Origin of the sequence: Chromobacterium rhizoryzae (genome assembly GCF_020544465.1) — a bacterium.
Classification (GTDB): domain Bacteria; phylum Pseudomonadota; class Gammaproteobacteria; order Burkholderiales; family Chromobacteriaceae; genus Chromobacterium.
Map to the genome: position 1 here is coordinate 958673 of NZ_CP066126.1, position 22476 is coordinate 981148.

General features: G+C 64.0%; 25 protein-coding genes. 17 read left to right on the plus strand and 8 right to left on the minus strand.

Annotated elements, in window-relative coordinates:
* Positions 1-36: 36 nt before the first annotated feature.
* The 6 genes from erpA to JC616_RS04330 all read left to right on the plus strand — a co-directional run bounded on the left by erpA (position 37) and on the right by JC616_RS04330 (position 4685).
* Positions 37-369, plus strand: coding sequence for an iron-sulfur cluster insertion protein ErpA (gene erpA / locus JC616_RS04305; protein WP_197083112.1), 333 nt, complete (start codon positions 37-39; stop codon positions 367-369).
* A gap of 62 nt (positions 370-431) precedes the next feature.
* Positions 432-1283, plus strand: a complete 852-nt coding sequence (locus JC616_RS04310; protein ID WP_227106898.1) for a CheR family methyltransferase — start codon at positions 432-434, stop codon at positions 1281-1283.
* 67 nt (positions 1284-1350) lie between these two features.
* On the plus strand, positions 1351-2607 hold the full coding sequence (locus tag JC616_RS04315) for a D-amino acid dehydrogenase (RefSeq protein ID WP_227106900.1): 1257 nt from the start codon (positions 1351-1353) through the stop codon (positions 2605-2607).
* A 115-nt stretch (positions 2608-2722) separates the two neighbouring features.
* Positions 2723-3931: a formate-dependent phosphoribosylglycinamide formyltransferase gene (gene purT / locus JC616_RS04320; protein WP_227106901.1), complete on the plus strand. Its 1209-nt coding sequence runs from the start codon at positions 2723-2725 to the stop codon at positions 3929-3931.
* Complete coding sequence (locus tag JC616_RS04325) at positions 3928-4320, plus strand: group II truncated hemoglobin (protein ID WP_227106904.1); 393 nt, start codon at positions 3928-3930, stop codon at positions 4318-4320. Before purT ends, JC616_RS04325 begins: the two co-directional genes overlap by 4 nt.
* Before the next feature lie 74 nt (positions 4321-4394).
* Complete coding sequence (locus tag JC616_RS04330) at positions 4395-4685, plus strand: hypothetical protein (RefSeq protein WP_227106906.1); 291 nt, start codon at positions 4395-4397, stop codon at positions 4683-4685.
* 65 nt (positions 4686-4750) lie between these two features.
* Here the strand turns inward: JC616_RS04330 and JC616_RS04335 are convergent, their stop codons facing one another.
* Both JC616_RS04335 and JC616_RS04340 read right to left on the minus strand, forming a co-directional pair.
* Positions 4751-5176, minus strand: coding sequence for a PaaI family thioesterase (locus JC616_RS04335; RefSeq protein ID WP_107798140.1), 426 nt, complete (start codon positions 5174-5176; stop codon positions 4751-4753).
* Between the two features lie 73 nt (positions 5177-5249).
* Positions 5250-5609: a dihydroneopterin aldolase gene (locus JC616_RS04340; RefSeq protein ID WP_048415680.1), complete on the minus strand. Its 360-nt coding sequence runs from the start codon at positions 5607-5609 to the stop codon at positions 5250-5252.
* 73 nt (positions 5610-5682) lie between these two features.
* Between JC616_RS04340 and plsY the strand changes: the two genes are divergently transcribed.
* Positions 5683-6312 carry a glycerol-3-phosphate 1-O-acyltransferase PlsY gene (gene plsY, locus JC616_RS04345; RefSeq protein WP_107798141.1) on the plus strand — a complete coding sequence of 210 codons (630 nt, stop codon included), beginning with the start codon at positions 5683-5685 and terminating at the stop codon, positions 6310-6312.
* Positions 6313-6374: 62 nt separating this feature from the next.
* Here plsY and JC616_RS04350 read toward each other — a convergent pair whose 3' ends face one another.
* On the minus strand, positions 6375-7334 hold the full coding sequence (locus tag JC616_RS04350; RefSeq protein ID WP_227106908.1) for a histone deacetylase family protein: 960 nt from the start codon (positions 7332-7334) through the stop codon (positions 6375-6377).
* Positions 7335-7407: 73 nt separating this feature from the next.
* On the opposite strand from JC616_RS04350, the gene JC616_RS04355 reads away from it, so the two are divergent.
* From JC616_RS04355 to JC616_RS04365, 3 genes are read left to right on the plus strand one after another with little or no spacing between them, the layout of a single operon-like run.
* Complete coding sequence (locus tag JC616_RS04355) at positions 7408-8304, plus strand: AAA family ATPase (protein ID WP_227106910.1); 897 nt, start codon at positions 7408-7410, stop codon at positions 8302-8304.
* Complete coding sequence (locus tag JC616_RS04360) at positions 8288-9256, plus strand: DUF58 domain-containing protein (RefSeq protein ID WP_227106912.1); 969 nt, start codon at positions 8288-8290, stop codon at positions 9254-9256. Before JC616_RS04355 ends, JC616_RS04360 begins: the two co-directional genes overlap by 17 nt.
* Positions 9243-11180 carry a transglutaminase family protein gene (locus JC616_RS04365; RefSeq protein WP_227106915.1) on the plus strand — a complete coding sequence of 646 codons (1938 nt, stop codon included), beginning with the start codon at positions 9243-9245 and terminating at the stop codon, positions 11178-11180. Before JC616_RS04360 ends, JC616_RS04365 begins: the two co-directional genes overlap by 14 nt.
* 52 nt (positions 11181-11232) lie before the next feature.
* Here the strand turns inward: JC616_RS04365 and rpoS are convergent, their stop codons facing one another.
* The 5 genes from rpoS to nadA all read right to left on the minus strand — a co-directional run bounded on the left by rpoS (position 11233) and on the right by nadA (position 15849).
* On the minus strand, positions 11233-12180 hold the full coding sequence (gene rpoS / locus JC616_RS04370) for an RNA polymerase sigma factor RpoS (protein ID WP_019102885.1): 948 nt from the start codon (positions 12178-12180) through the stop codon (positions 11233-11235).
* A gap of 49 nt (positions 12181-12229) precedes the next feature.
* Complete coding sequence (locus tag JC616_RS04375) at positions 12230-13489, minus strand: peptidoglycan DD-metalloendopeptidase family protein (RefSeq protein WP_227106917.1); 1260 nt, start codon at positions 13487-13489, stop codon at positions 12230-12232.
* Positions 13402-14073: a protein-L-isoaspartate(D-aspartate) O-methyltransferase gene (locus JC616_RS04380; RefSeq protein WP_019102883.1), complete on the minus strand. Its 672-nt coding sequence runs from the start codon at positions 14071-14073 to the stop codon at positions 13402-13404. The genes JC616_RS04375 and JC616_RS04380 overlap by 88 nt, the downstream gene beginning before the upstream one ends.
* Positions 14055-14801 (minus strand): 5'/3'-nucleotidase SurE, encoded by a 747-nt coding sequence (surE, locus tag JC616_RS04385; protein ID WP_048415674.1) that lies wholly within the window; start codon positions 14799-14801, stop codon positions 14055-14057. The genes JC616_RS04380 and surE overlap by 19 nt, the downstream gene beginning before the upstream one ends.
* A gap of 130 nt (positions 14802-14931) precedes the next feature.
* Positions 14932-15849 (minus strand): quinolinate synthase NadA, encoded by a 918-nt coding sequence (gene nadA, locus JC616_RS04390; RefSeq protein WP_107798147.1) that lies wholly within the window; start codon positions 15847-15849, stop codon positions 14932-14934.
* A gap of 188 nt (positions 15850-16037) precedes the next feature.
* Here nadA and JC616_RS04395 point away from each other — a divergent pair, with 188 nt between their 5' ends.
* The 7 genes from JC616_RS04395 to JC616_RS04425 all read left to right on the plus strand — a co-directional run bounded on the left by JC616_RS04395 (position 16038) and on the right by JC616_RS04425 (position 22309).
* Positions 16038-17048 carry a cation diffusion facilitator family transporter gene (locus tag JC616_RS04395; protein WP_227106919.1) on the plus strand — a complete coding sequence of 337 codons (1011 nt, stop codon included), beginning with the start codon at positions 16038-16040 and terminating at the stop codon, positions 17046-17048.
* Positions 17045-19720 carry a bifunctional acetate--CoA ligase family protein/GNAT family N-acetyltransferase gene (locus tag JC616_RS04400; RefSeq protein WP_107798148.1) on the plus strand — a complete coding sequence of 892 codons (2676 nt, stop codon included), beginning with the start codon at positions 17045-17047 and terminating at the stop codon, positions 19718-19720. Before JC616_RS04395 ends, JC616_RS04400 begins: the two co-directional genes overlap by 4 nt.
* Positions 19721-19826: 106 nt before the next feature.
* Positions 19827-20075 (plus strand): 30S ribosomal protein S16, encoded by a 249-nt coding sequence (gene rpsP / locus JC616_RS04405; RefSeq protein WP_019102878.1) that lies wholly within the window; start codon positions 19827-19829, stop codon positions 20073-20075.
* A gap of 35 nt (positions 20076-20110) precedes the next feature.
* Positions 20111-20617, plus strand: a complete 507-nt coding sequence (gene rimM, locus JC616_RS04410; RefSeq protein WP_227106922.1) for a ribosome maturation factor RimM — start codon at positions 20111-20113, stop codon at positions 20615-20617.
* Positions 20617-21384, plus strand: coding sequence for a tRNA (guanosine(37)-N1)-methyltransferase TrmD (trmD, locus tag JC616_RS04415; RefSeq protein WP_048415670.1), 768 nt, complete (start codon positions 20617-20619; stop codon positions 21382-21384). Before rimM ends, trmD begins: the two co-directional genes overlap by 1 nt.
* A 3-nt stretch (positions 21385-21387) precedes the next feature.
* Complete coding sequence (gene rplS, locus JC616_RS04420; protein ID WP_019102875.1) at positions 21388-21756, plus strand: 50S ribosomal protein L19; 369 nt, start codon at positions 21388-21390, stop codon at positions 21754-21756.
* 85 nt (positions 21757-21841) lie between these two features.
* Positions 21842-22309 carry a methylated-DNA--[protein]-cysteine S-methyltransferase gene (locus JC616_RS04425; RefSeq protein ID WP_107798150.1) on the plus strand — a complete coding sequence of 156 codons (468 nt, stop codon included), beginning with the start codon at positions 21842-21844 and terminating at the stop codon, positions 22307-22309.
* Positions 22310-22476 lie beyond the last annotated feature (167 nt).

Below are 22476 nucleotides of genomic sequence, written 5' to 3' on the forward strand. Positions count from 1 at the left end.
ATTGCGAGGTTTGACATGACTACTGCTGCAACTGAAATGCCGTCCCCGATCAACTTCAGCGCAAGCGCTTGTTCCAAGGTGCAGGAGCTGATCGCCGAGGAAGGCAATCCCGATCTGAAACTGCGCGTCTTCGTGACCGGCGGCGGCTGCTCCGGCTTCCAATACGGTTTCACATTTGACGAAATTGCAAATGAAGACGATACCGCTATAGAGAGACAAGGCGTGACCTTCCTGGTGGATCCGATGAGCTACCAGTACCTGGTCGGCGCCGAAATCGATTATCAGGAAAGCCTGGAGGGCTCCCAGTTCGTGATCCGCAATCCGAACGCCACCACCACCTGCGGTTGTGGTTCGTCGTTCTCGGTGTGATCCGGACGCGGTAGAATACAGGCTCGGGCTTTTGCCCGGGCCTTTTTTATGGGGACAACAAAATGAATAAGCCGCCACCCGTCGTCTTGCCGAAGATCGAATTCACCCGTGAGTTCGCGTTTAGCGACGCCGACTTCGAGCGCATTCGCAAACTGATCTACAAGGAAGCGGGCATTTCGTTGAACCCGTCGAAGAAAGACATGGTTTACGGCCGCCTGGTGCGTCGCATCCGCGAACTGAAGCTGCCCGGCTTCGCCGCCTACGTCGATTTCCTGGAGTCGATCAGCGGCAAGCGCGAGTTCGAACAGTTCGTCAACGCGCTGACCACCAATCTGACTTTCTTCTTCCGCGAAGAACACCATTTCCCGCTGCTGGCCGAGCATCTTAAGAAAAAAGCGACGGCCGGCGGAGAACTGGCGATCTGGTGCGCGGCCTCGTCCACCGGCGAAGAGCCGTACTCGCTGGCGATCACCGCGCTGGAGGCGGTGCCGGGCGCGCGCATCAGCGTGTTGGCCACGGACTTGGACACCAGCGTGCTGGAAACCGGGCGCAAGGGCATTTACGCCGCCGACAAGGTGGCGCGCCTGCCGCCGGGCTACGCCGCCAAGTATTTCGACAAGCAGTCGGACGGCAGCTTCCAGGCCAAGGCCCAGCTGCGCAATATGATCACCTTCCAGCGTTTGAACCTGGTGGAGAGCAACTGGTCGGTCAAGCGCCAGTTCGACGCCATTTTCTGCCGCAATGTGATGATTTATTTCGACCGCGACACTCAGTTCGGCGTGCTCAAGCGCTTTGCGCCGCTATTGAAGCCGGACGGCCTGCTCTTCGTCGGTCATTCCGAGAATTTCTATTTCGCGTCGGACTATTTCCATCTGCGCGGCAAGACGGTTTACGAGCACGCGAAGAAGCCGTAACGGCAGATCGCGGCTGGCACGGCCAATGGGCAAGCGGGTCTTGCCCATTGGCTTTTGTGGAGAGTCGATGCGAGTAGTTGTCCTGGGCGCCGGCGTCATCGGCGTATCCACCGCCTGGTTTTTGGCGGAGAAGGGCCACCAGGTGGTGGTGGTGGACCGCGCCAGCGGCGCGGCGAGAGAAACCAGTTTCGCCAACGGCGGCCAGATCTCAGTCAGCCAGTCCGAGCCTTGGGCCAATCCGCGCGCGCCGTGGCGGGTGTTGCGCTGGCTGTTGCGCGACGACGCGCCGCTGCTGTTCCGGCCGCGGCTGGATGCGCAGCAATGGCGCTGGGGCCTGGATTTCCTGCGCGAATGCCTGCCGGGACGCAGCCAGCGCAATATGCGCCAGATGGTGGCGCTGGGCTTGTACAGCCGCGACACGCTGCGCGGTTTGCGCCGGGAACTGGGCATCGATTACCAGCAATTGCAGCGGGGCATTCTGACCCTGCTGTTCTCCGATGCGGAACGGGCCCAGGCCCAGGCCGGCTGCGCGCGGCTGCAAGCGCTGGGCGTGGAGAAAAGCCTGCTGACGCCGTTGCAGGCGCTGGAGCGGGAGCCGGCCTTGGCGCGCATTCTGCCTGAACTGAGTGGGGCGTGCTGGAGCCCGGACGACGAATCCGGCAATGTCCATCTCTTCACCGTCGCCCTGGCCCAGGCTTGCGCTATGCGGGGCGTGGAGTTCCGCTTCCTGACCCGGGTCAACGCGCTGGAGCGCGCGGATGGGGAGGTGAGCGGCGTCTCCGTCACCGCGGCCGACGGCGCTTACGAGCGGCTAGAGGCGGACGCCTATGTCTTGGCGCTGGGTTCTTATTCTCCCTTGTTGGCGGCGCAGGCCGGCTTGCGCTTGCCGGTGTACCCGGCCAAGGGTTATTCCGCCACCCTGCCGATTCTGGACGCCGCCGCCGCGCCGCTGACCAGTATTACCGACGAAGCCCACAAGGTGGTGGTGTCGCGGCTGGGCGACGAGCTGCGCATCGCCGGCACCGCCGAATTGTCCGGTTATTCCACCCATCTGGAGCCGCGGCGTTGCGACTTGCTGCTGCAGCGCGGCCGCGCCTTGTTCGGCGACGCCTGCGACTGGGAGCGCGCGCGTTTCTGGAGCGGTCTGCGGCCGGCCACCCCGGGCAATGTGCCGCTGATCGGCCCCAGCCGCTTGCGGCGCTTGTATCTGAACACCGGCCACGGCACCTTGGGCTGGACCGAGGGCGCCGGCTCCGGGCGGGCGCTGGCCGAGATCATCAGCGGCGAAACGCCGGCGCTGGATTTCGCGTTCTGCCGCGCCTGAGCGATAGGTTGAACTGAAGCGAGCCGATGCCCGACGCATGGTAAAATCGCGCCGATTCGGATTCCCATCGTCCGCCGCCGGCGGGCCAAGCCATTCATTTGCAAGGAAGATCGTCATGCGTATCGGAACGCCGCAAAGTCGCAGTGCCGTCAGGGTGATGTTGTTGGGCAGCGGGGAGCTGGGCAAGGAGGTGGTGATCGCCTTGCAGCGGCTGGGCGTGGAAACCATCGCCGTGGACCGCTACGCCGGCGCGCCGGCGATGCAGGTCGCCCACGCCAGCCACGTGATCGACATGTCGGACGCCGCGGCTTTGCGCCGGCTGGTGGAGCAAGTGCGCCCGCATCTGATCGTGCCGGAGATCGAGGCCATCGCCACCGATGAGCTGTTGCGCATCGAGGCGGACGGTCTGGCCGAGGTGATACCCACTGCGCGCGCCGCCCATCTGACGATGAACCGCGAAGGGATACGGCGGCTGGCGGCGGAGGAGCTGGGCCTGCCCACCTCGCCGTACGCCTTCGCCTCCAGCTTGGAAGAATTGCAAGCCGCAATCGACGACGGCATCGGCTACCCCTGCCTGGTGAAGCCGGTGATGTCGTCCAGCGGCAAGGGCCAGTCGCTGTTGCGCGGGCCGGAAGACGTGGCTCAGGCTTGGCAATACGCGGCCAGCAGCGGCCGGGTGGACAAGGGCTGGGTGATCGTCGAGGGCTTCATCGATTTCGATTACGAAATCACCCAGCTGACCGTGCGCGCGGCGGACGGCGCGGGCGGCATCGCCACGCACTTCTGCGCGCCGGTCGGCCATTTGCAGCGCAGCGGCGATTACGTGGAGAGCTGGCAGCCCCAGCCCATGAGCGAACTGGCCTTGCTGCGCGCGCGCGAAGTGGCCAAGGCGGTGACCGACGCGCTGGGCGGCCGCGGTCTGTTCGGCGTCGAGCTGTTCATCAAGGGCGAACAAGTGTGGTTCTCCGAGGTGAGCCCGCGGCCGCACGATACCGGCTTGGTGACGCTGGCCACCCAACGCTGGTCCGAGTTCGAGCTGCACGCGCGCGCCATCCTGGGCCTGCCGGTGGACGCGGAGATCTCCAGCGCCGGCGCGTCGGCGGTGATATACGGCGGCCTGGACGAGGCCGGCATCGTCTTTGACGGCGTGGACCAGGCTTTGCGGGTGCCGGGCGCGGACCTGCGCTTGTTCGGCAAGCCTGAAAGTTATTTGAAGCGCCGCATGGGCGTGGCGCTGGCCACGGCCGAGACGGTGGAACAGGCCCGCGAGCGGGCCAGGACAGCGGCCGCGCTGGTGCGGCCGACGACGGGGAATGAAGCGTGAGCGATGAAGTGCGGGAAATGACGCCCTATCAATTATTGGGCGGCGAAGGCGTGGTGCGTTGGCTGACGGACCGCTTTTACGACATCATGGACAGCGACCCGTCGGTCAAGCCGCTGCGCGACATGCATCCGCAGGATCTGGCCGGTTCGCGCCAGAAGCTGTTCATGTTCCTGTCCGGCTGGCTGGGCGGCCCGTCCTTGTACATGGAGGCCTTTGGCCACCCGCGGCTGCGCATGCGCCATATGCCGTTTGCGGTGGACGAGGCGGCGCGCGATCAATGGATGTCCTGCATGCGCCGCGCGGTGGATGAACTGGTGGCCGAAGATTGGTTGAAGCAAAAACTGATCGAGGCTTTTCACAACACCGCCGACTTCATGCGCAATCAATAAAAAACTTGCGGCCGGCGCGCCATTGTCCATGATGAGAGAAGGTTCTCGCATTTCATCTGGCGGAGATGGAGCGCATGGCGTGCAAGCTGTTGCTGTTGTGGCTGGGACTGTGGGCGGGCGCGGGCGCCGCGGCGGCGTGTCTGCCGCAAGCCTGGGCCTGCGCCTCTCCGTCCGACGGGGAGATCAAATCCGCGCCCCGGGACGCCGGCAAGGACATCTTCATCGGTGGTCTGCGCTTTGAGCGGGAGGCGGTCAGCAACCTTTTGTCGCTATCTCCGGTGCTGGACCTGAACAAGCAAGCCCAACTGTCTTTGCGTCTGACGCCCAAGCAGTTCGGCTTGCGTTTGAAAGTGAATACCGACTGAGAGCCTGCTCCACCCCTCCTTTTCGCCCACAAGACCGCGAATGCGCTCCAAGTCCCGGCATCGTTTCAGGTTCCGGACAGAGGCGGAATCGAGTAGGTGCCGGTGACATGGGCCACCGCTTCTTCCAGCTCGGCCGACAGCAGCAAGACTTCCCCCACCGCCAAACGTTTGCCCAGCTTCAGAATGCGGCCTTCCGCGATCACGTCCGCCGGCGGCGGCTTGCGCAGGAAGTTGATGTTGAGGCTGGTGGTCACTGCCAGCTCCACCCGACCTATCATCCCCAGCACCACCGCGTACAGCGTGGCGTCCGCCAGCGCCATCAAGGCGGGGCCGGCGATGGTGCCGCCCGGCCGGATCAAATCCGGGTTGAAGCGCATGCGCAACACCGCGCCGCCGTCGGCGATGGATTCGGTTTGGATGCCGAACAGGCGGACCAAGGGCAGTTCCTGATCGATCAGGTTCTGGAATTCCGGGACGGATAAGCGAGACATGAGGCGCTCCGGCGCTGTGATCTAAACATCATCAAGCGCCGGGGCGCGGGCGTCAATGCCCGGCGGCTCGGCTTCAGCGCGGGCGGTGGCCGCGTTCGATCAAGACGCCGACGCGCTTGACGCCGGGCAGGATGCCCAGCTTGGTGACCGAGACGCGCGCCCAGGGCGCGCCGAAGTCTTCGCGGATCACCTTGGCGATGTATTCGGCCAGCGCTTCCAGCAGCAGGAAATGCTGTTCGGACAGCGCCTTGCGCAGCCGCTCCACCACCACGCCGTAGTGTATGGTGTCGCCGATATTGTCGCTGTGACAGGGCGCTTCGCTGGGAATGCCGATTTCCAGGTCGATTTCAATGGTTTGCGGGGCTTTCCGCTCCCATTCGTAGACACCAATAATGGTGTCGGCGCGCACTTCGCGCAGGAATATGATGTCCATCAGTCTGTCTGGGAGTTGGGGTTTGCCGCCCGATACCGTAAAATCCGAAGCCTTCTATTCTAATGGATACACCATGACCACGACAGCCTTTGCCTTTGTTGTTGCGGCCTATCTGATCGGCTCGCTCTCGTTCGCGGTGATTGTCAGCAAGGCCATGGGCATGGCCGACCCGCGCAGTTACGGTTCCGGCAACCCTGGCGCCACCAATGTGCTGCGCAGCGGCAAGAAGCTGGCGGCAGCGCTGACCCTGCTCGGCGACGGGATCAAGGGCTGGGTGGCGGTGGCGCTGACCGCCTGGTTCGGGCCGCGATACGGCCTGGGCGAGCAGGCGATCGCGCTGGCGGCGCTGGCGGTACTGATCGGCCACATGTGGCCGGTGTTCTTCGGCTTCAAGGGCGGCAAGGGCGTGGCCACCGCGGTGGGCGTGCTGTTGGGCTTCAGCCCGTGGCTGGCGCTGGCGGCGCTGGCCACCTGGCTGTTCGTCGCCTTCGTGCTGAAGATTTCCTCGCTGTCCGCCATCGTCGCCTGCGTGCTGACGCCGGTGTACGCCTACTTCATCGTCGGGCCGCAGAGCGTGTACTTCGGCAGCTGCATCATCATCGCCATCCTGGTGGTGCATCGCCACAAGTCCAATCTGATCAAGCTCTTGACCGGTCAAGAGGACAAAATAGGCGACAAGGGGACGGACAAGAGTTCTTCCTGAGCCTTGCTTAGCCCATGAAAAGGCCGTCTCTTAGACGGCCTTTTGTTTTGGCGCGGCCTGTTTCAGCCGTCGGACAGCACTCGCAGATGGGCGGCCACGCTGCGGCCGAGCGCGGACAGATCGTAGCCGCCCTCCAGCACTGAGACCACGCGGCCGTCGGCGTAGAGGTCTGCGATCTGCATCAGGTGGCGGGTCACCCACTCGTAGTCGGCCTCCACCAGCCCCAGCGAACCCATATCGTCTTCGCGATGAGCGTCGAAGCCGGCGGAAATGAAAAGAATCTGCGGCTGGAAGTCGTGCAATAGCGGCAGCCACACCGTTTCCACCGCCTCGCGGAACTCGCGGCCGCCGCTGCCGGCCTTGAGCGGCACATTGTGCATGTTCGGGCCCAGCGGCTCGTCGCCGCTATAGGGATAGAAGGGGTGCTGGAAGATGGACACCATCAGCACTCTGGGATCGTCGCGCAGGATTTCCTCGGTGCCGTTGCCGTGGTGGACGTCGAAATCTATCACCGCCACCCGTTCAAACTGATAATGGGCCAGCGCGTGGGTGACGCCGATCGCCAGATTGTTGAAGAAGCAGAAGCCCATCGCCTTGCCGCTTTCGGCGTGATGGCCGGGCGGGCGGATCGCGCAGAAGGCGTTGGGCGCCTTGTCCTCCGCCACCAGTTCCACCGCCTTGACCACGGCGCCGGCGGCGCGCCGGGCGGCTTGCAGCGTGCCGGCGGACATCGCGGTGTCCGGGTCCACGCGAAAAGTGCCTATGCTGGGAGAGCAGGATTCCAGGTATTCGAGATAGTGGGGGGGGTGCACGCGGGCCAGTTGCTGTTCGGTGACCTCCGGCGCTTCGACCTCTTGCAGCCCGTCCAGAATCTGCGAGGCCATCAATTGATCGCGGATGGCGATCAGGCGCTCAGGGCATTCCGGGTGGCCGACGCCCATATTGTGTTGCAGGCATTCGGGATGGGAGATGTAGGCGGTGAGGCCTGAGCGCTGCAAGCGTTTTTTCAGCCAGGTCAACACGTGCGATTCCTTGTTGCGTACAATGAACGCAGGATATCCGATATCGATAAATAGTGCGCGTTAGCAGGTGCAAATGCAATCTCTCTCCATTGCGTATCGTCAACTGAATCAGCTGATCCTGGGCAAGCCGCAGGCGATCCGCCTGGCCTTGACCTGTCTGATCGCCCGGGGGCATTTATTGATCGAGGACGTGCCCGGCGTGGGCAAGACCACGTTGGCCCACGGTCTGGCCGGGGTCTTGGGCCTGGAATATCGCCGGGTGCAGTTCACCAGCGATCTGCTGCCTTCGGACATTCTCGGCGTCAATATCTATCAGCGCGATTCCGCCTCCTTCCACTTCCATCAAGGCCCGGTGTTTTCCCAGGTGCTGCTGGCCGACGAGATCAATCGCGCCTCGCCCAAGGTCCAGTCCGCCTTGCTGGAGGCAATGGAGGAGCGCCAGGTTTCGGTCGACGGCGCCACCTATCCCTTGCCCGAGACCTTCTTCGTCATCGCCACCCAGAACCCGGCGGAGCAGGCCGGCACTTTTCCGTTGCCGGAGTCGCAGCAGGACCGCTTCTTGATGCGCATCTCCCTGGGCTACCCGCCGCGCGAGGCCGAACTGGCCTTGCTGCAAGGCGAAGACCGCCGTCAGCTGCTGGCCAAGCTGGTGCCGGCCCTGCGTCCCGGAGAGTTGATCGCGCTGCAGCGCCAGGCCGCGGAACTGACCGTCAGTCCGGCCTTGGCCGGCTATGTGCTGGCCTTGGTCGAAGCCACGCGCCGCGACAGCCGCTTCGCCTCGGGGCTGAGCCCGCGCGCCGGTCTGGCGCTGGCGGCTGCGGCGCGCGCCTGGGCCTTGCTGGAAGGGCGCGATCACGTGTTGCCGGAGGACGTGAAAGCGGTCTTTCCCAGCGTGGCCGGCCATCGCCTGCTCGGCGGCAACGGCGGCGACGCCGCCAGCGGCCTGCTCGCTCATGTTCCCATTCCTTGATCCGCGTCGCCGTCTGCGGCAATGGATGTTGCGCCGCGCGACGCCGCAGCCGCATTGCCGGCTGGAGCAAAACCGCATCTATCTGCTGCCCACCCGTTTCGGCATGACGCTGGGCCTGGTGGCGCTGGCGGTATGGATAGGCGCTTTGAACTACGACGTCAGCCTTGCTTACGCGCTGTCGTTCTGGGTGGCCGGTTTATTGCTGGTGGCCGTGCTCTTGGCTTACCGGCAGCTGGCCGGCCTGCAGCTGCGCGCGCTGGACGCGGAGCCGGTCTTCGCCGGCGACGCCGCGCGTTTCCGCGTCTTGCTGAAGCATGAGGACGAGGGCGAGCGTCAACTGAGCCTGGCGCTGGAGGACGGGATGGAAACCCGGATTGACCGTCTGCCCGGCGGAGCGGAGTTCGAGGTGGAGCTGAGCGTTTGCGGCAGCCGGCGCGGCTATATGGCCCTGCCGGCTTGCCAGGTCTGGAGCGAGGCGCCGTTCGGCCTGGTGCGCGCCAGCGCCTGGGTCAGGCTGAGGGCCCAGGTGCTGTTGTTTCCCGCGCCCTTGCAGGACGGCCAGCGCGGCCGCAGCCAGGGCGGCGGGGATCAGCCCTGCGAGCTGCCGGGCGAGGAGGAGGACTTCTCCCATCTGGACGCGTATCGAGTCGGGGATTCGCCGCGCCGCATCGCCTGGAAAGTGCTGGCGCGCCGCGGCGCGCTGGTCAGCAAGCAGTTCGCCGGGGAAGGGCGGGCCGGCTTGCTGGCCTTGGACTGGCAGGATTACGGTCGAGGCGGCGATGTGGAGCTCAAGCTGTCGCGCCTGGCCTGGCGCGTGGAGCAGTGCGAGCGCCAGCGCCAGCCCTATGTGTTGAAGCTGCCGGCGCGCAGCGTGGGGCCGCAGCCGCAACAGCGTTTATTGGCGCTGACGGCTCTGGCCCTGTATCTGGAGCGCGGCGATGAGCGTTCCTGATCGCGCCAGAGTGTGGCCGGCGCTGGCCGCGGTGGCCTTGAGCGCCGCGCCGCTATGGCTGCATCTGCCGTTTTGGCTGGTCGCCTTGGCTTTCGCCTTATTGCTGGGCAAGGCGGCCTTGGTCTGGCGGCGCAGAGCGCCTCCGGCGTTCTGGTGGTTGTTGCCCCCCTTGCTGCTGGCCGCCTGGCTGTCCTGGCGCACGCTGGGCACTCTGGTGGGGCGCGAGGGCGGCGTCGGCATTTTGCTGTTGCTGCTGGGGTTCAAGGCGCAGGAGTGCGCTCAGTTGCGGGATTGGCGGGTGTTGATCGCCTTGGGGGTGTTTCTGGCCGCCATGCCCTTGCTGTTCGACCAGTCGCCGTTGGCCGCGGCCTGGCTGGCCGTGAGTTTGTTGGCGCTGACCGGCGCGATGGCGGCGCTGGAGGGCGCGCCATGGCGCGGCAGCTTGCGCTCCGCCGCGTCGGCCCTGGGCTTGGCGCTGCCCTTGATGCTGGTCTTGTTCGTGATCATGCCGCGGCTGTCCGGCCCCTTGTGGAGCATGCCCAGCGAACCGGGCAGGCAGGCGGTCAGCGGCCTGGGCGACAGCCTGGAGCCGGGCAGCGTCAGCCAGCTGATTCTGAGCCGGGAACCGGCGTTTTCCGCGGTGTTCCCGCAGCGGGCGCCGCCGCGGGAGCAGATGTACTGGCGGGTCTTGTTGCTGGACCGCTTCGACGGCAGCCGTTGGAGCGGCGACGGGGAGGCGCGCGGCGCGGGAGCGGAGGGCGTCAGCGGTGGGGAGACGGTGGAGTACGCGGTTACGCTGGAGCCGGACAAGGGGCGCTTGCCGGCGCTGGATGTGCCGCTGCCGGACGAGGCGTCGAGTTTGCGGTACGGCATGGTGTTGCGCGGGGACGCCAAGGACAGGAGGACTCAGCGTTTTTACGCCGTCAGCCGCTTAGGCGCGCGTTATCAGGCGGTTTTGTCCGAGTCCGAGCGCGCGTTTTACCTGCGCTTGCCGCCCGGCAATCCACGCGCGCGCGCTTGGGCGCGAGAGCTGGCGGCGCGGGGGGAGGGCGCTTTCGCGCAGGCCGCCTTGCAAGCGTTTCGAAGCCAGGGCTTTCGCTATACGCTGAATCCGCCCTTGCTGGACCGGCAAGACGAGGTCGATCAATTCCTGTTTTCCAGCCGGCAGGGCTTTTGCGAGCATTACGCGTCGGCACTGGCGTTTTTGGCGCGCGCCGCAGGCATGCCGGCGCGGATTGTCGTCGGTTATCAGGGCGGAGAATACAATCCGGTGGGGCGTTTCTGGCAGGTGAAGTCGTCCGACGCGCACGCCTGGGTGGAGATTTGGCTGGCGGAAAGCCGGCAATGGCTGCGCGTCGATCCCACTAGCGCGGTGGCGCCGCTGCGCCTGGCGGATGGCGCGGAGCAGAGCGTGCCGGCCTTGAGGGAGCGCGGGATGGCGGGTTTGCCGCCGGCCTGGTTGCGCAATCTGCGCCAGAACTGGCAGGCCGCGGGTTTCGCCTGGCAGCAATGGGTGGTGGGCTATGACGCCGCGCGGCAGCGCAATGTGTTTCAACGCTTGGGCCTGGGCGAGAGCGTGAGCGCGAGCAGCGTGTTGCAGGCCCTGTTCGTCGGCGTCTTGCTGGCGGGTTTGCCGCTGGCCTGGTGGTGGCGAAGGGGGCGCGGACGCGAGGAGCCGATGGCGAGGGGCTGGCGGCTGTTGTTGGCGCAATTGCGCCGGCGGCGGATAGAGGCCGGTCCTTGTGACGGGCCCTTGGAGCTGTTGCGTCGCGCCAAGCCCGACCTGGCGGCCGCGGAATACGCGCAGTTGAAAACCCTGGTGAGCGAATACGTGGCCTTGCGTTATCGTTCGCGCGCCGCGGACGCCGCCCGGCAGCGGGACTGGCTGCGTCGTAGCCGTCGTTTCCGTCTGGCGCGGAAATGACGAAGCCCCCGGGGAGCCGGGGGCTGCTGGCTGCGGTCGACGCTGGCGCGCGCTACAGCAGGAAGTCCTTGGAGATGCCCTTGCGGCGCAGGATGCGGCGCAGCTGTTCCAGGCCTTCAATCTGGATCTGGCGCACGCGTTCGCGGGTCAGGCTCAGCGCGGCGGCCAATTCCTCCAGCGTGCAGATCTCGTAGCCGTTCAGACCGTAACGGCGTTCGATCACCAGTTTCTGCTTCTCGTTCAACTGGCCCAGCCATTCATGGACGAAGTGCTCCAGCTGGCTGTTGTGCAACTGGATTTCCGGCTCGTCGTGCTGCTCGTCCGGGATGGACTCGCCGATAGACAGCATCGGATCGATGTCCAGCGGCGCGTCCAGCGAGGCCATGCGCTCGTTGAGGTTCATCACCTTGCGCACATCGTCCACCGGCTTGCCCACCAAGTGGGCGATTTCGTCCAGCGTCGGCTCGCGGCCGATCTGGCTTTCCAGGTGGCGCGAAGCGCGCAGATAAACGTTGAGCTCCTTGATCACGTGCACCGGCAGGCGGATGGTGCGAGATTGGTTCATGATGGCGCGCTCTATGCTCTGGCGTATCCACCAGGTGGCATAGGTGGAGAAGCGGAAGCCGCGCTCGGGGTCGAACTTCTCCAGCGCGTGCATCAGACCGATATTGCCTTCCTCGATCAGATCCAACAGCGCCAGGCCGCGGTTGATGTAATGCTTGGCGATGTTCACCACCAGCCGCAGATTGTGTTCGATCATCTTCTGCCGCGCTTCGAACTCTCCGGCCACCACGCGGCGGGCCAGAGCCAGTTCTTCCTGCGGCGTCAACAGGGCGTTGTTGCCGATATCGTTGAGGTAGATTTGGGTGACGTCGGCAACTTCTTCGTATACCGGCTGCGCTTCGCCGACTTCCTCTGCCTCCACTTCGGCAACGGCTTCCTCATTGCTTTCCTCGTCGAGAATTTCTTGCTCTTCGAGAATGTCGAGTTCGCTACTCATGTTCTACCCCCGTCTCTTTCTGATCCTGGACGGGGGCCCCGGCCGCCCGTCAGGACTTATGGTCAAGGTACTGCATCGGATCCACCGGCTTGCCGAGGCGGCGGATTTCAAAGTGCAGTTTCACTTGGTCGGCGTCGGAATTGCCCATTTCGGCAATCTTCTGCCCTCGCTTGACAGACTGGCCCTCCTTTACGAGCAACTGGCTATTGTGGGCGTAGGCCGACAGGAAGGATTTATTGTGCTTGATGATGATCAGCTTGCCGTAGCCACGCAGGCCGGTGCCGCTGTACACCACTTTGCCGTCTCCCGCCGCCAACACCGGCTGGCCGCTGCGGCCGCTGATGTCTATGCCCTTGCTGCTATCGGAATATCCCCGGATCATCTTGCCTTCGGTCGGCCACAGCCACGGCACCGCGTCTTCGTCCGTTTTCGCCACGGGCTTGCTGGCCTCGGGCTTGCTGGACGGCGTTGCCGCCGGCGCTTCGGTCTTGGCCGGAGCGCTTGCCGTCGCCGGCGAGCCGGCGGCGCTGATCGGGGCTTGAGCGTTCTTGTTGTTGCCCGGTCCTCCCTCGCTCTGGGCGGACAGGGTTTTTGCTGCTTCTGCGCTGTATGGCAGTTTCAGGGCTTTGGGGTAGGCCTTGACACCGCCTGCTTGGACAGTTGCGCTTTCCACCGGCGCGCTGGGCTGAACCGGCGCGGCGCCGGCCGTCGGCTGGCCGGCGTTGGCCGCCGGAGGGGCATCGCCGCCGGGCGGGGTCAAGCGCAGTACTTGTCCTACTTTGATGTTGTTGTCCGGCAGGTTGTTCCAGGCCGCGACGTCCTTGTATTTCAGGCCGTTGTTCAGAGAGATGCGGAACAGGTTTTCCCCCGGCTGAACCACATGGGTCTTTTCTTTTGTTGTTGCGCCCGCCGCCGAGGCGGAGCCTATCGGCGCGGCGGACACTCCTCCGTTATCCTGGTACGGCGTCGTCACCGCCGCACTGTTGCCGCCTGTCGCGACGGGCGCCGAAGGCGGCGCGCTGCGCGCGACGGCCGGCGTTGCGCTTTCCACGGGGGCCGGTTGCTGGGCGATGCTGCTGCATCCGCTCAGGGCGATGCCGATCGAAGCCGTGAATATATATGCATAGCTGCAATGCATTTTTAGCATACTTTTGTTTTTTATAGTCTGTTTAAGTGATTTGATAAATTGTCGGACAAAGAAACTGTTGTGTTTTTGCAGTTTTAACTGCGTCCGGCAAGCAAGGGTACGAATTTCACCGGGTCCAGCCGGCTTTTCTGCAGGCCTTGCGCGGTTTTCTCTATCAGCCACAAGTACTGTTCCTCTTCGCCTATCGGCATGATCATGCGGCCGCCGTCGTTGAGTTGTTCGACCAGGGCCTGGGGGATGTTGCGCGCGGCGGCGGTCATGATGATGCCGTCGAAGGGCGCGGCCTCGGCCAGGCCGAAATGGCCGTCGCCGTGGACCAGGCGGGCGTGTACCAGCTTGGCGGCGCGCAAATTGCGTCTGGCTTTGTCAAGAATGACGCCCAAGCGTTCAATGGAGTAGACCTCGGCGCCGGTCTTCAGCAGCACCGCGGTCTGATAGCCGCAGCCGGTGCCTATCTCCAATACTTTGCCCGGTTTCTTGCCATTCAACAGGATTTCCGTCATCCGCGCCACGGTGAAAGGCTGGGAGATGGTCTGGCCGTGACCTATGGGCAGCGACACGTCGTCGTAGGCGCGGGTGGCCAGCGCCTGGTCTACAAACAGGTGACGCGGCACGTCCGACATCGCGGTCAGCACGCGTTCGTCGGCCACGCCGTTCTGGCGCAGGCGCTCGACCATGCGGCGTCGGGTGCGGTCGGAAAGCATGCCGTAGGCCGGCTGGCCCGGCGTCAGCTGTGGTGTAGCCATGTTTTGATTCCGTCTAGTTGGCCATAGGCGGTTAAATCCAGCATTAGCGGCGTCACTGAAATATCGTTGTTGGCCAGCGCGCCGAAGTCCGTGCCCGCGCCGGCGTCCTGCACATTGCCGACCGGTCCTACCCAGTATATCGTCTCGCCGCGAGGATTCTGAGACTTGATCACCGGCTGCGCGCAGTGGCGGCGGCCCAGGCGGGTGACGGTCAATTGGCCCAGCGCTTCCGGAGCGATGTCGGGCACGTTGACGTTGAGCAGCACCGGCTCGCGGAAGGGGTTGCGCTTGCAGCGTTCCACCAGTTGATCGACGACCAGGCCGGCGCTGGCGAAGTGCTGGCCGCTATAGCCGGCCAGCGACACCGCGATGGAGGGAATGCCCAGCATGAAGCCTTCGGTGGCGGCGGCCACGGTGCCGGAGTACAGGGTGTCGTCGCCCATATTGGGGCCGTGGTTGATGCCGCTGAACACCATGTCCGGCTTGAAGTCCAGCATGCCGGTCACCGCGAGGTGCACGCAGTCGGTGGGGGTGCCGTTGACGTAGTGAAAGCCGTTGGCGGCCTTGCGCACGGTCAAGGGGCGATCCAGGGTCAGGGAGTTGCTGGCGCCGCTGCGGTCCCGCTCCGGCGCGACAACGACGACTTCGCCGTGGCGGGACAGGGTTTGCGCCAGCATGGCCAGTCCCGGAGCGAAATAACCGTCGTCGTTGCTGATGAGAAACTTCATGCTGTCTTTCTATTGTTCTTGCCGGCAAAGGTGGCCCGGCTGATTGTATCGCTCCAACGATGACGCGGAAAAGTCCGGCGTGGAAGACGGACAAACAAAACCCGCCGGTGGGCGGGTTGGGGAAAGCGGCTCAGGCGTAGTAACGCTGGCTGAATTCCAGCATGCGCTCGATCGGCAACCGCGCTGCGTCCATCTGTTCCCGGCTGAGGTAGTCGATGCGCAAGCCCACGCCCTGCTGGGCGCGCTTGACCGCTTCTATGGTGTTCATCTTCATGTACGGACAGGAGTTGCATTGGCAGCCGGCGTAGATCGGCGCCTGACGCAGGTCCAGATCCGGACGGGCCAGTCCCATGTTGTAGAGGATGCCGTCTTCGGTGGCGACGAAGATCACCGCGTCCGGGCTGCCGGAGAATTGCTTGACCCAGTTGAGCATGCCGGAGGTGGAGCCGACGTAATCGGCCTTCTTCAGCACCGGCAGCGGGCTTTCCGGATGGGCGATCAGGTATTTCTCCGCGCCGGCGACCGCGAAGGCCTCGTCCAGCGCCGCTTCGTTGAATTTGTCGTGCACCTCGCACACCGCCGACCACAGCGGCATGTCGTAGCCGTACTGATAGTTGAGGTAGCCGCCCATATTGCGGTCCGGCGAGAAGATCACTTTTTTGCCTTCGGCGTACAGGTGGGCAATGATGTCGTCCACATTGCGGCTGGTGACGATCCAGTCGGACAGCGCTTTGTGCTCGGCGCTGGAGTTGATATAGGAAACGTGCACGTGGTCCGGGTGCTGCTTGCGCCATTTGGCCAGCGCGGCGACGTCGGTCTGTGTCACCAGCGAACAGGTGGAACCGGCGTCGGGCAGAATCACTTCCGCCTGGGGATTGAGGATTTTCGCGGTTTCCGCCATGAAGCGCACGCCGGCAAAAACGATGATGTCGGCATTGGCTTCCTTGGCGTACAAAGAAAGTTCCAGGCTGTCGCCAACCTTGTCGGCCATTTTCTGGATTTCAGGCTGGGTATAGTAATGGGCAAGCGTGACGACGCGTTTCGTCATGATGGATCGACTCCCGCCGCCATCCGGCCTTGTTGGAGCAAGGGGCGCGTGGCGACTTTGTGCGGTGCAGTAAAGAGCTATTGCTAAACAGCAAAGATTAACAATATTGTAGTGTCCGCGCCAGTCCATTCTTGTTAGGCCCTTGCGGCGAAGCGGGGCGCGATGGATTCGGCTTGCCGGAGGTCAAGATGACGTCAAGGTTCAGTCTGCATGATGATGGCTCGGCGGGCGGTGAGCATGACGACGAGCACGATTACAATCATCCGCATCGCCATCCCCACGGCGGGGTGACGGGCGCGGCGGCGCGCGCCGCCAGCATGCGCGCCTTGCGCTGGGTGGCGCTGCTGACGATAGGCTTCGCCTGCGTGGAGGCGGTGGGCGGCTGGGCGACGGGATCGCTGGCCTTGTTGTCGGATGCCGGCCATATGCTGACCGATTCCATTTCGCTGTTGCTGGCCTTGTGGGTGGCGCATATCGGCCGCCGCCCGGCGGACGAGTCGCATTCTTTTGGCCATGGCCGCGCGGAGGTGATAGGCGCGTTTCTGAACAGCTTGTTCATGTTCGGCGTCATCGTCTTCATCGCGGTGGAGGCGGTGCGGCGCTTGCTGGAGCCGCACGCGGTCAACGGTCTGGGGGTGATGGGCATCGCCGTGGCCGGCCTGCTGGTCAATGTGCTGGCCGTGTGGATTCTGAGCCGCGGCGCGCACAGCCTTAACAGCAAGGCGGCGCTGCTGCACGTGATGGGGGATTTGCTGGGCTCGCTGGCGGCGATCGCTTCCGGGGCCATCGTGTACTGGACCGGCTGGACGCCGGCGGATCCGATCTTGTCCATGCTGGTGGCCTGTCTGATTCTGTCGTCTACCTGGCGGCTGCTGCGCAAGTCGCTGGCGGTGTTGATGGAGGAGGTGCCGGCGGAGCTGGATTTTAACCGCATCGGCCGCGCCCTGGGCGGCATCGCCGGGGTGAGATCGGTGCACGATCTGCACGTTTGGACCATGGCCGCGGACCGCGTGGCCTTGTCCGCGCATTTGCAGGTGGCCGCGCCGCAGGATTGGCCGCGCATTCTGGCGGCCTGCCAGCGCATGCTGTCGCGCGAGTACGGCATCGACCATGTGACTTTGCAGCCGGAGTGGCCGTTGCCGCCGCCGGCGGGGAAAACCGTGCCGGTTACCATTATTTCCGAGGATAAGCATCAATGAGGCCGCATTACCTGACACCGTTGTTTTCGCCGCGCAGCGTCGCCGTGATCGGCGCCAGCGACACGCCGGGCTCGATCGGGCAGGCGGTGTTCGCCAATCTGCTGGCGGGCAACTTCCAGGGCAAGCTGTTTCCGGTCAACCTCAACCACAAGGTGGTGGCCGGGGTGCCCGCGGTGGCTTCGGTGCGTCAGATCAGTGAGCCCGTGGATCTGGCGGTGGTGGTGACCGCCACCCGCACCCTGCCTGCGATCATGAAGGACTGCGGCAAGAAGGGCATCAAGGCGGTGTTGCTGGCCAAGGAGTTTGCCGACAGCGAGCAGCTGGAGCGGGAGATCATCAACGAGACGCTGTCCATCAGCCGCCATTTCGGCATCCGCATCCTGGGGCCGAACGTGCTGGGCCTGATGCGGCCGGTGGCCGGCTTCAACGCCAGCAACTACACCAGCAAGGTGAGGCCGGGTAATCTGGCGCTGGTGTCGCAGTCGTCGGCGCTGTGCACGGCGATGCTGGATTGGGCGGACAGCAAGGGCATCGGTTTTTCCAGCGTGATTTCTGTGGGCAACGCGTTGGACGTCGGCTTCGGCGAAATTCTGGATTACCTGGTGGCGGACAACTTCACCCAGGGCATTCTGTTGCATGTCCACCACATTCACGACGCGCGCCGCTTCATGTCGGCGCTGCGCGCCGCGGCGCGCACCAAGCCGGTGGTGGTGATCAAGTCCGGCCGCTATGAGGACGCGGTGACCGGGGTCACGCATTCCAGCAATCTGGTGGAGAGCGGCGATGTGTTCGACGCCGCGCTGGCGCGCGCCGGCGTGCTGCGGGTCGACACCATCGCCCAGCTGTTCACGGCGGCCAAGGTGCTGGCGGCCAACTACCGGGTGGGCGGCAAGCGGCTGGCCATCGTCACCAACGGCATCGGCCCCGGCGTGCTGGCCGCCGACAGCGCCTATTCCAACCGGGTGGAGCTGGCCAAGCTGTCTGATTCCACCGTGGAACTGCTCAATGGGGTCTTGCCGCGCAATTGGTCGCATGGCAACCCGCTGGACATCATAGGCGACGCCAGTCCCTCGCGTTTTCGCACCGCGGTGAAGGCCTGTCTGGACGACCCCAATGTGGATGGCGTGATGGTGGTGTTCACCCCGCAGGCCGGCACCGACCACCTGACCACGGCGCAGTTGATGATCGGCTTGCAGCGCGAATCCGCCAAGCCGTTGTTCCTGTCCTGGCTGGGCGACGCCAAGGTGTCGGAAAGCCGCGAACTGTTTTCCAAAGCCAAGTGCGCTCACTTCCGCGCGCCGGAGTACGGCATCGAAGTGTTCCGCAATCTGGCGGCTTATCAGCGCAACCAGCAGTTGCTGTTGCAGACGCCGGGGCCGCTGGAGGGCAAGCGCGCCGACCCGGACGTGGCCAAGGCGCGCAAGGTGATCGCCTCGGCGTTGAAGGACGGCCGCGACATTCTGTCCGAGCGCGAATCCAAGGAAGTGCTGGCCGCCTTCCAGATTCCGGTCAATCCCACCCGGCTGGCGCGCACCGCCAACGAGGCGGTCAAGCAGGCCGATAAGATCGGCTATCCGGTGGTGCTGAAGATCGATTCGCCGGACATTATTTATAAGTCGGACGTTGGCGGCGTGGAGCTGAACATCAGCAATGAGGCGACGCTGCGCGAAGCGTTCGACGCCATCATCGGCCGCACGCGCCAGGCGCGGCCGGAGGCGCGCATCGACGGGGTGTCGGTGCAGCCCATGCGCAAGCGCCGCTTCGCCCGCGAAGTGATGGTGGGCGTTACCCACGACGAAGCCTTCGGGCCGGTGATCACTTTCGGCGCCGGGGGCATCGCGGTGGAGGTGATGCACGACCGCGCGCTATCCCTGCCGCCGCTCAACGGCTATCTGGTGGCCAGCATGATCCGGCATACCCGCATCGGCCAATTGCTGGGCGCGTTCAAGAACCTGCCGGCGGTGGATCAGGACGAGCTGGAGGATGTGCTGCTGCATGTGTCGGAAATGGTGTGCGAGCTGCCCGAGCTGCGCGAGATGGACATCAATCCGTTGGTGGCCGACGAGCAGGGCGTGATCGCGCTGGACGCCCGCATCATCGTCCGGCCGCGGCGGCCGGATTTGAAGCGCTACGCCCATATGGCCATCATGCCTTATCCCAGCCATATGGTGGTGTGCGCCAAATTGAAGGACGGCACCAATGTGATGGTGCGGCCGGTGCGTCCGGAAGATGCGGATATGCAACAGGAGTTCGTACGCAATCTGTCCGAGGAGAGCCGCTACAACCGCTACCTGTCCAGCATCAAGCAATTGTCGCAAAGCATGTTGGTGCGTTTCACCCAGCTGGATTACGACCGCGAGATGGCGCTGGCGATGACGCGCGAACAAAAAGACGGCGAGGAAATGCTGGCGGTGGCGCGTTTCATCACCGATCCGGACAACGAGGGCTGCGAGTTTGCGCTGGAGGTGGCCGACCGCTGGCAAGGCAAGGGCATAGGCTATCTTCTGATGAGCGCCTTGTTCGACGCGGCGCGGGAGCAGGGCCTGAAAGTGATGCGCGGCGAGGTGTTGGCCGGCAATAAGGGCATGTTGAAACTGATGCACAAGCTGGGCTTTTCCGTGGAGCCGCACCCGGAAGACCGGGCCCTGACCATGGTGTCCAAGAGCTTGTAACGGCGGGCTTGACAGGCGTCTTGCATTAAGCGCTTGCAAGATAAGGGAAAACTGACCTAAAATCGTGGGCTTTTCTCATACCGTTTTTATTCAAGGACAATCGACAATGGTAGTGATTCGTCTGGCACGTGGCGGCGCCAAGAACCGTCCGTTCTACAACATCGTGGTGACCGATTCCCGTAACCGTCGTGACGGTCGCTTCATCGAGCGCGTTGGCTTCTACAACCCGGTTGCCAACGAGAAGCAAGAGCGCGTTCGTTTCACCATGGACCGCCTGAACCACTGGGTTGGCGTTGGCGCTCAAGTTTCCGACGCCGTTGCCAAGCTGCTGAAAGAGCAGAAGGCCGCTGCCTAAGCGTTCGTTGACACATCAACTGACGGACTAGGCGCATGCGCAACGAAGATCTCGTAGTGATGGGGTTTGTGCGTGGCGCCTTTGGTGTCAAGGGCTGGGTGAAAGTCCAGGCCGACACCGAATACGCTGACGGTCTGTTCGACTACCCGGTCTGGTGGCTGGGCAAGGAGAACGACTGGAAGCCGTACACATTTGAAAACGGCGCTCTCCAGCCCAAGGCGCTTGCCGCCAAGCTGGAAGGCGTGGAAGACCGCGACGCGGCCGAAGCCCTGCGCGGCATGCAGATCGCCGTGCCGCGCGAAGAGTTGCCGGCCGCCGAGGAAGGCGAATACTACTGGACCGATCTGATCGGTCTGGAAGTCGTCAATCAGCAAGGCGAAGTGCTGGGCAAAGTCAGCGAATTGATGGAAACCGGCGCGCACGATGTGTTGGTGGTGCAAGGCGCGGACGGCCAGCGCATGATTCCCTTCGTGGATCAGTATGTGCTGGAAGTTCAGCTTGCCGCAGGCAAGATCCAGGTGGACTGGGGTCTGGACTACTGATGCAGATCGACGCGGTAACGCTGTTTCCGGAGATGTTCGATTCCATCGCCCGCTTTGGCGTTAGCCAGCGGGCGCTTGATTTAGGCATTTGGGGTTTTCAGGCCTGGAATCCTCGCGATTTCACGCATGACAACTACCGCCGGGTAGACGACCGGCCTTATGGCGGCGGCCCCGGCATGGTGATGCAGATCGAGCCCCTGGCGCAGTCCATCGCGGCGGCCAGGGCGAGGCAGGCGCAAGCCGGAGCCGAGCGCAGCCATGTGATTTATCTTTCGCCGCAAGGCCGTCCGCTGACGCATGCGAAGGCGGCGGAGCTGTCGCAAAGAGCGGGCCTGATCCTGCTGTGCGGCCGCTACGAGGGCGTGGACGAGAGGTTGATCCAGCGCGAGGTCGACGAGGAGATTTCCATCGGCGACTACGTGCTGTCCGGCGGCGAGCTGCCGGCCATGGTGCTGATGGACGCGGTGGTGCGTTTGCTGCCCGGCGTTCTGAACGACGCGCAGTCGGCTTACGAAGATTCATTTGTGGACGGGCTTCTTGATTGTCCGCACTATACCCGACCCGAAGACTATCAGGGCATGCGGGTGCCGGACGTGCTGTTGTCCGGTAATCATGCGCTGATCGCTAAATGGCGGCTGAAACAGGCTCTGGGCAGGACGATGCAACGTCGCCCGGATTTGCTGCAAGGCCGTATTTTGACAAAACAGGAATCTCGGCTGCTGGCGGAGTACCAGCAGGAACAAGATCTCCAGAAAAACCAGGAGTGAATCATGGATCTGATCCAGAAACTCGAGCAAGAAGAAATCGCCCGCCTGGGCAAAACCCTGCCGGAATTCGCCCCGGGCGACACCATCGTCGTTCAGGTGAAGGTTAAGGAAGGCAACCGCGAACGTCTGCAGGCTTACGAAGGCGTGGTTATCGCCAAGAAAAACGCTGGCCTGAACAGCGCTTTCACCGTGCGCAAGATGTCCGCCGGCGAAGGCGTAGAGCGTACTTTCCAAACCTACTCCCCGCTGGTGGCTTCCGTTGAAGTGAAGCGCCGTGGTGACGTGCGTCGCGCCAAGCTGTACTACCTGCGCGGCCGTACCGGCAAATCCGCACGCATCAAGGAAAAACTGCCGGCTCGCAAGCAAGGCTAAGCCTTGTCGAGTCAGGCTTAGGCTTGATGACAGTTCAAAGCGCAAGGCGATGCCTTGCGCTTTTTTATTATCCGGAGGCGGACACATGGAATACAGCGCGGTGATCGACGCGCCGTTCGGGCAGCTGGGCATGGTATGTCTCGACGGCGCGCTGGTGAATCTGGAATTCCTGGCTGAGCGGCAAGCCCTCAGGCCGCCGGAACCGCGCAGTCTGGAGCAGGAGGTGGCGGAACAGCTGCGCGCTTATTTCGTCGATCCGCGCTTTGGCTTCAGCCTGCCTTATCGTTTGCGGGGCAGCGAGCACCAGCAGCGCGTCTGGCGCGAGATAGAACGGATTCCCTGCGGGCAGATGGCGCGCTATCAGGATATCGCCACGGCGCTGGGCTCGTCGGCGCGGGCGGTGGGCAATGCCTGCGGGCGCAATCCGGTGCCCATCATCGTGCCTTGCCACCGTGTGGTGGCCCGCAACAGCCTGGGCGGCTTCAATCGCTCCTTGGGCCGGGAAACCGTGGACATCAAGCAGTGGCTGCTGGCGCATGAGTTCGGTTGTTGAGCGGAGGGACGCGCGCAAGGCGCCGCTTTGCGTCTGTTGAGGCGCGAGTCGAGGTCATTGCACGAGGCCCGGGCTCGCCTTCAAGGAGAGCAGGGGAATGTTTTGCCCGCGAGGCGGACAAAGACTGAGGATTATTCAGTATGGATGTTTCGCGCGGGCGGCGGCCT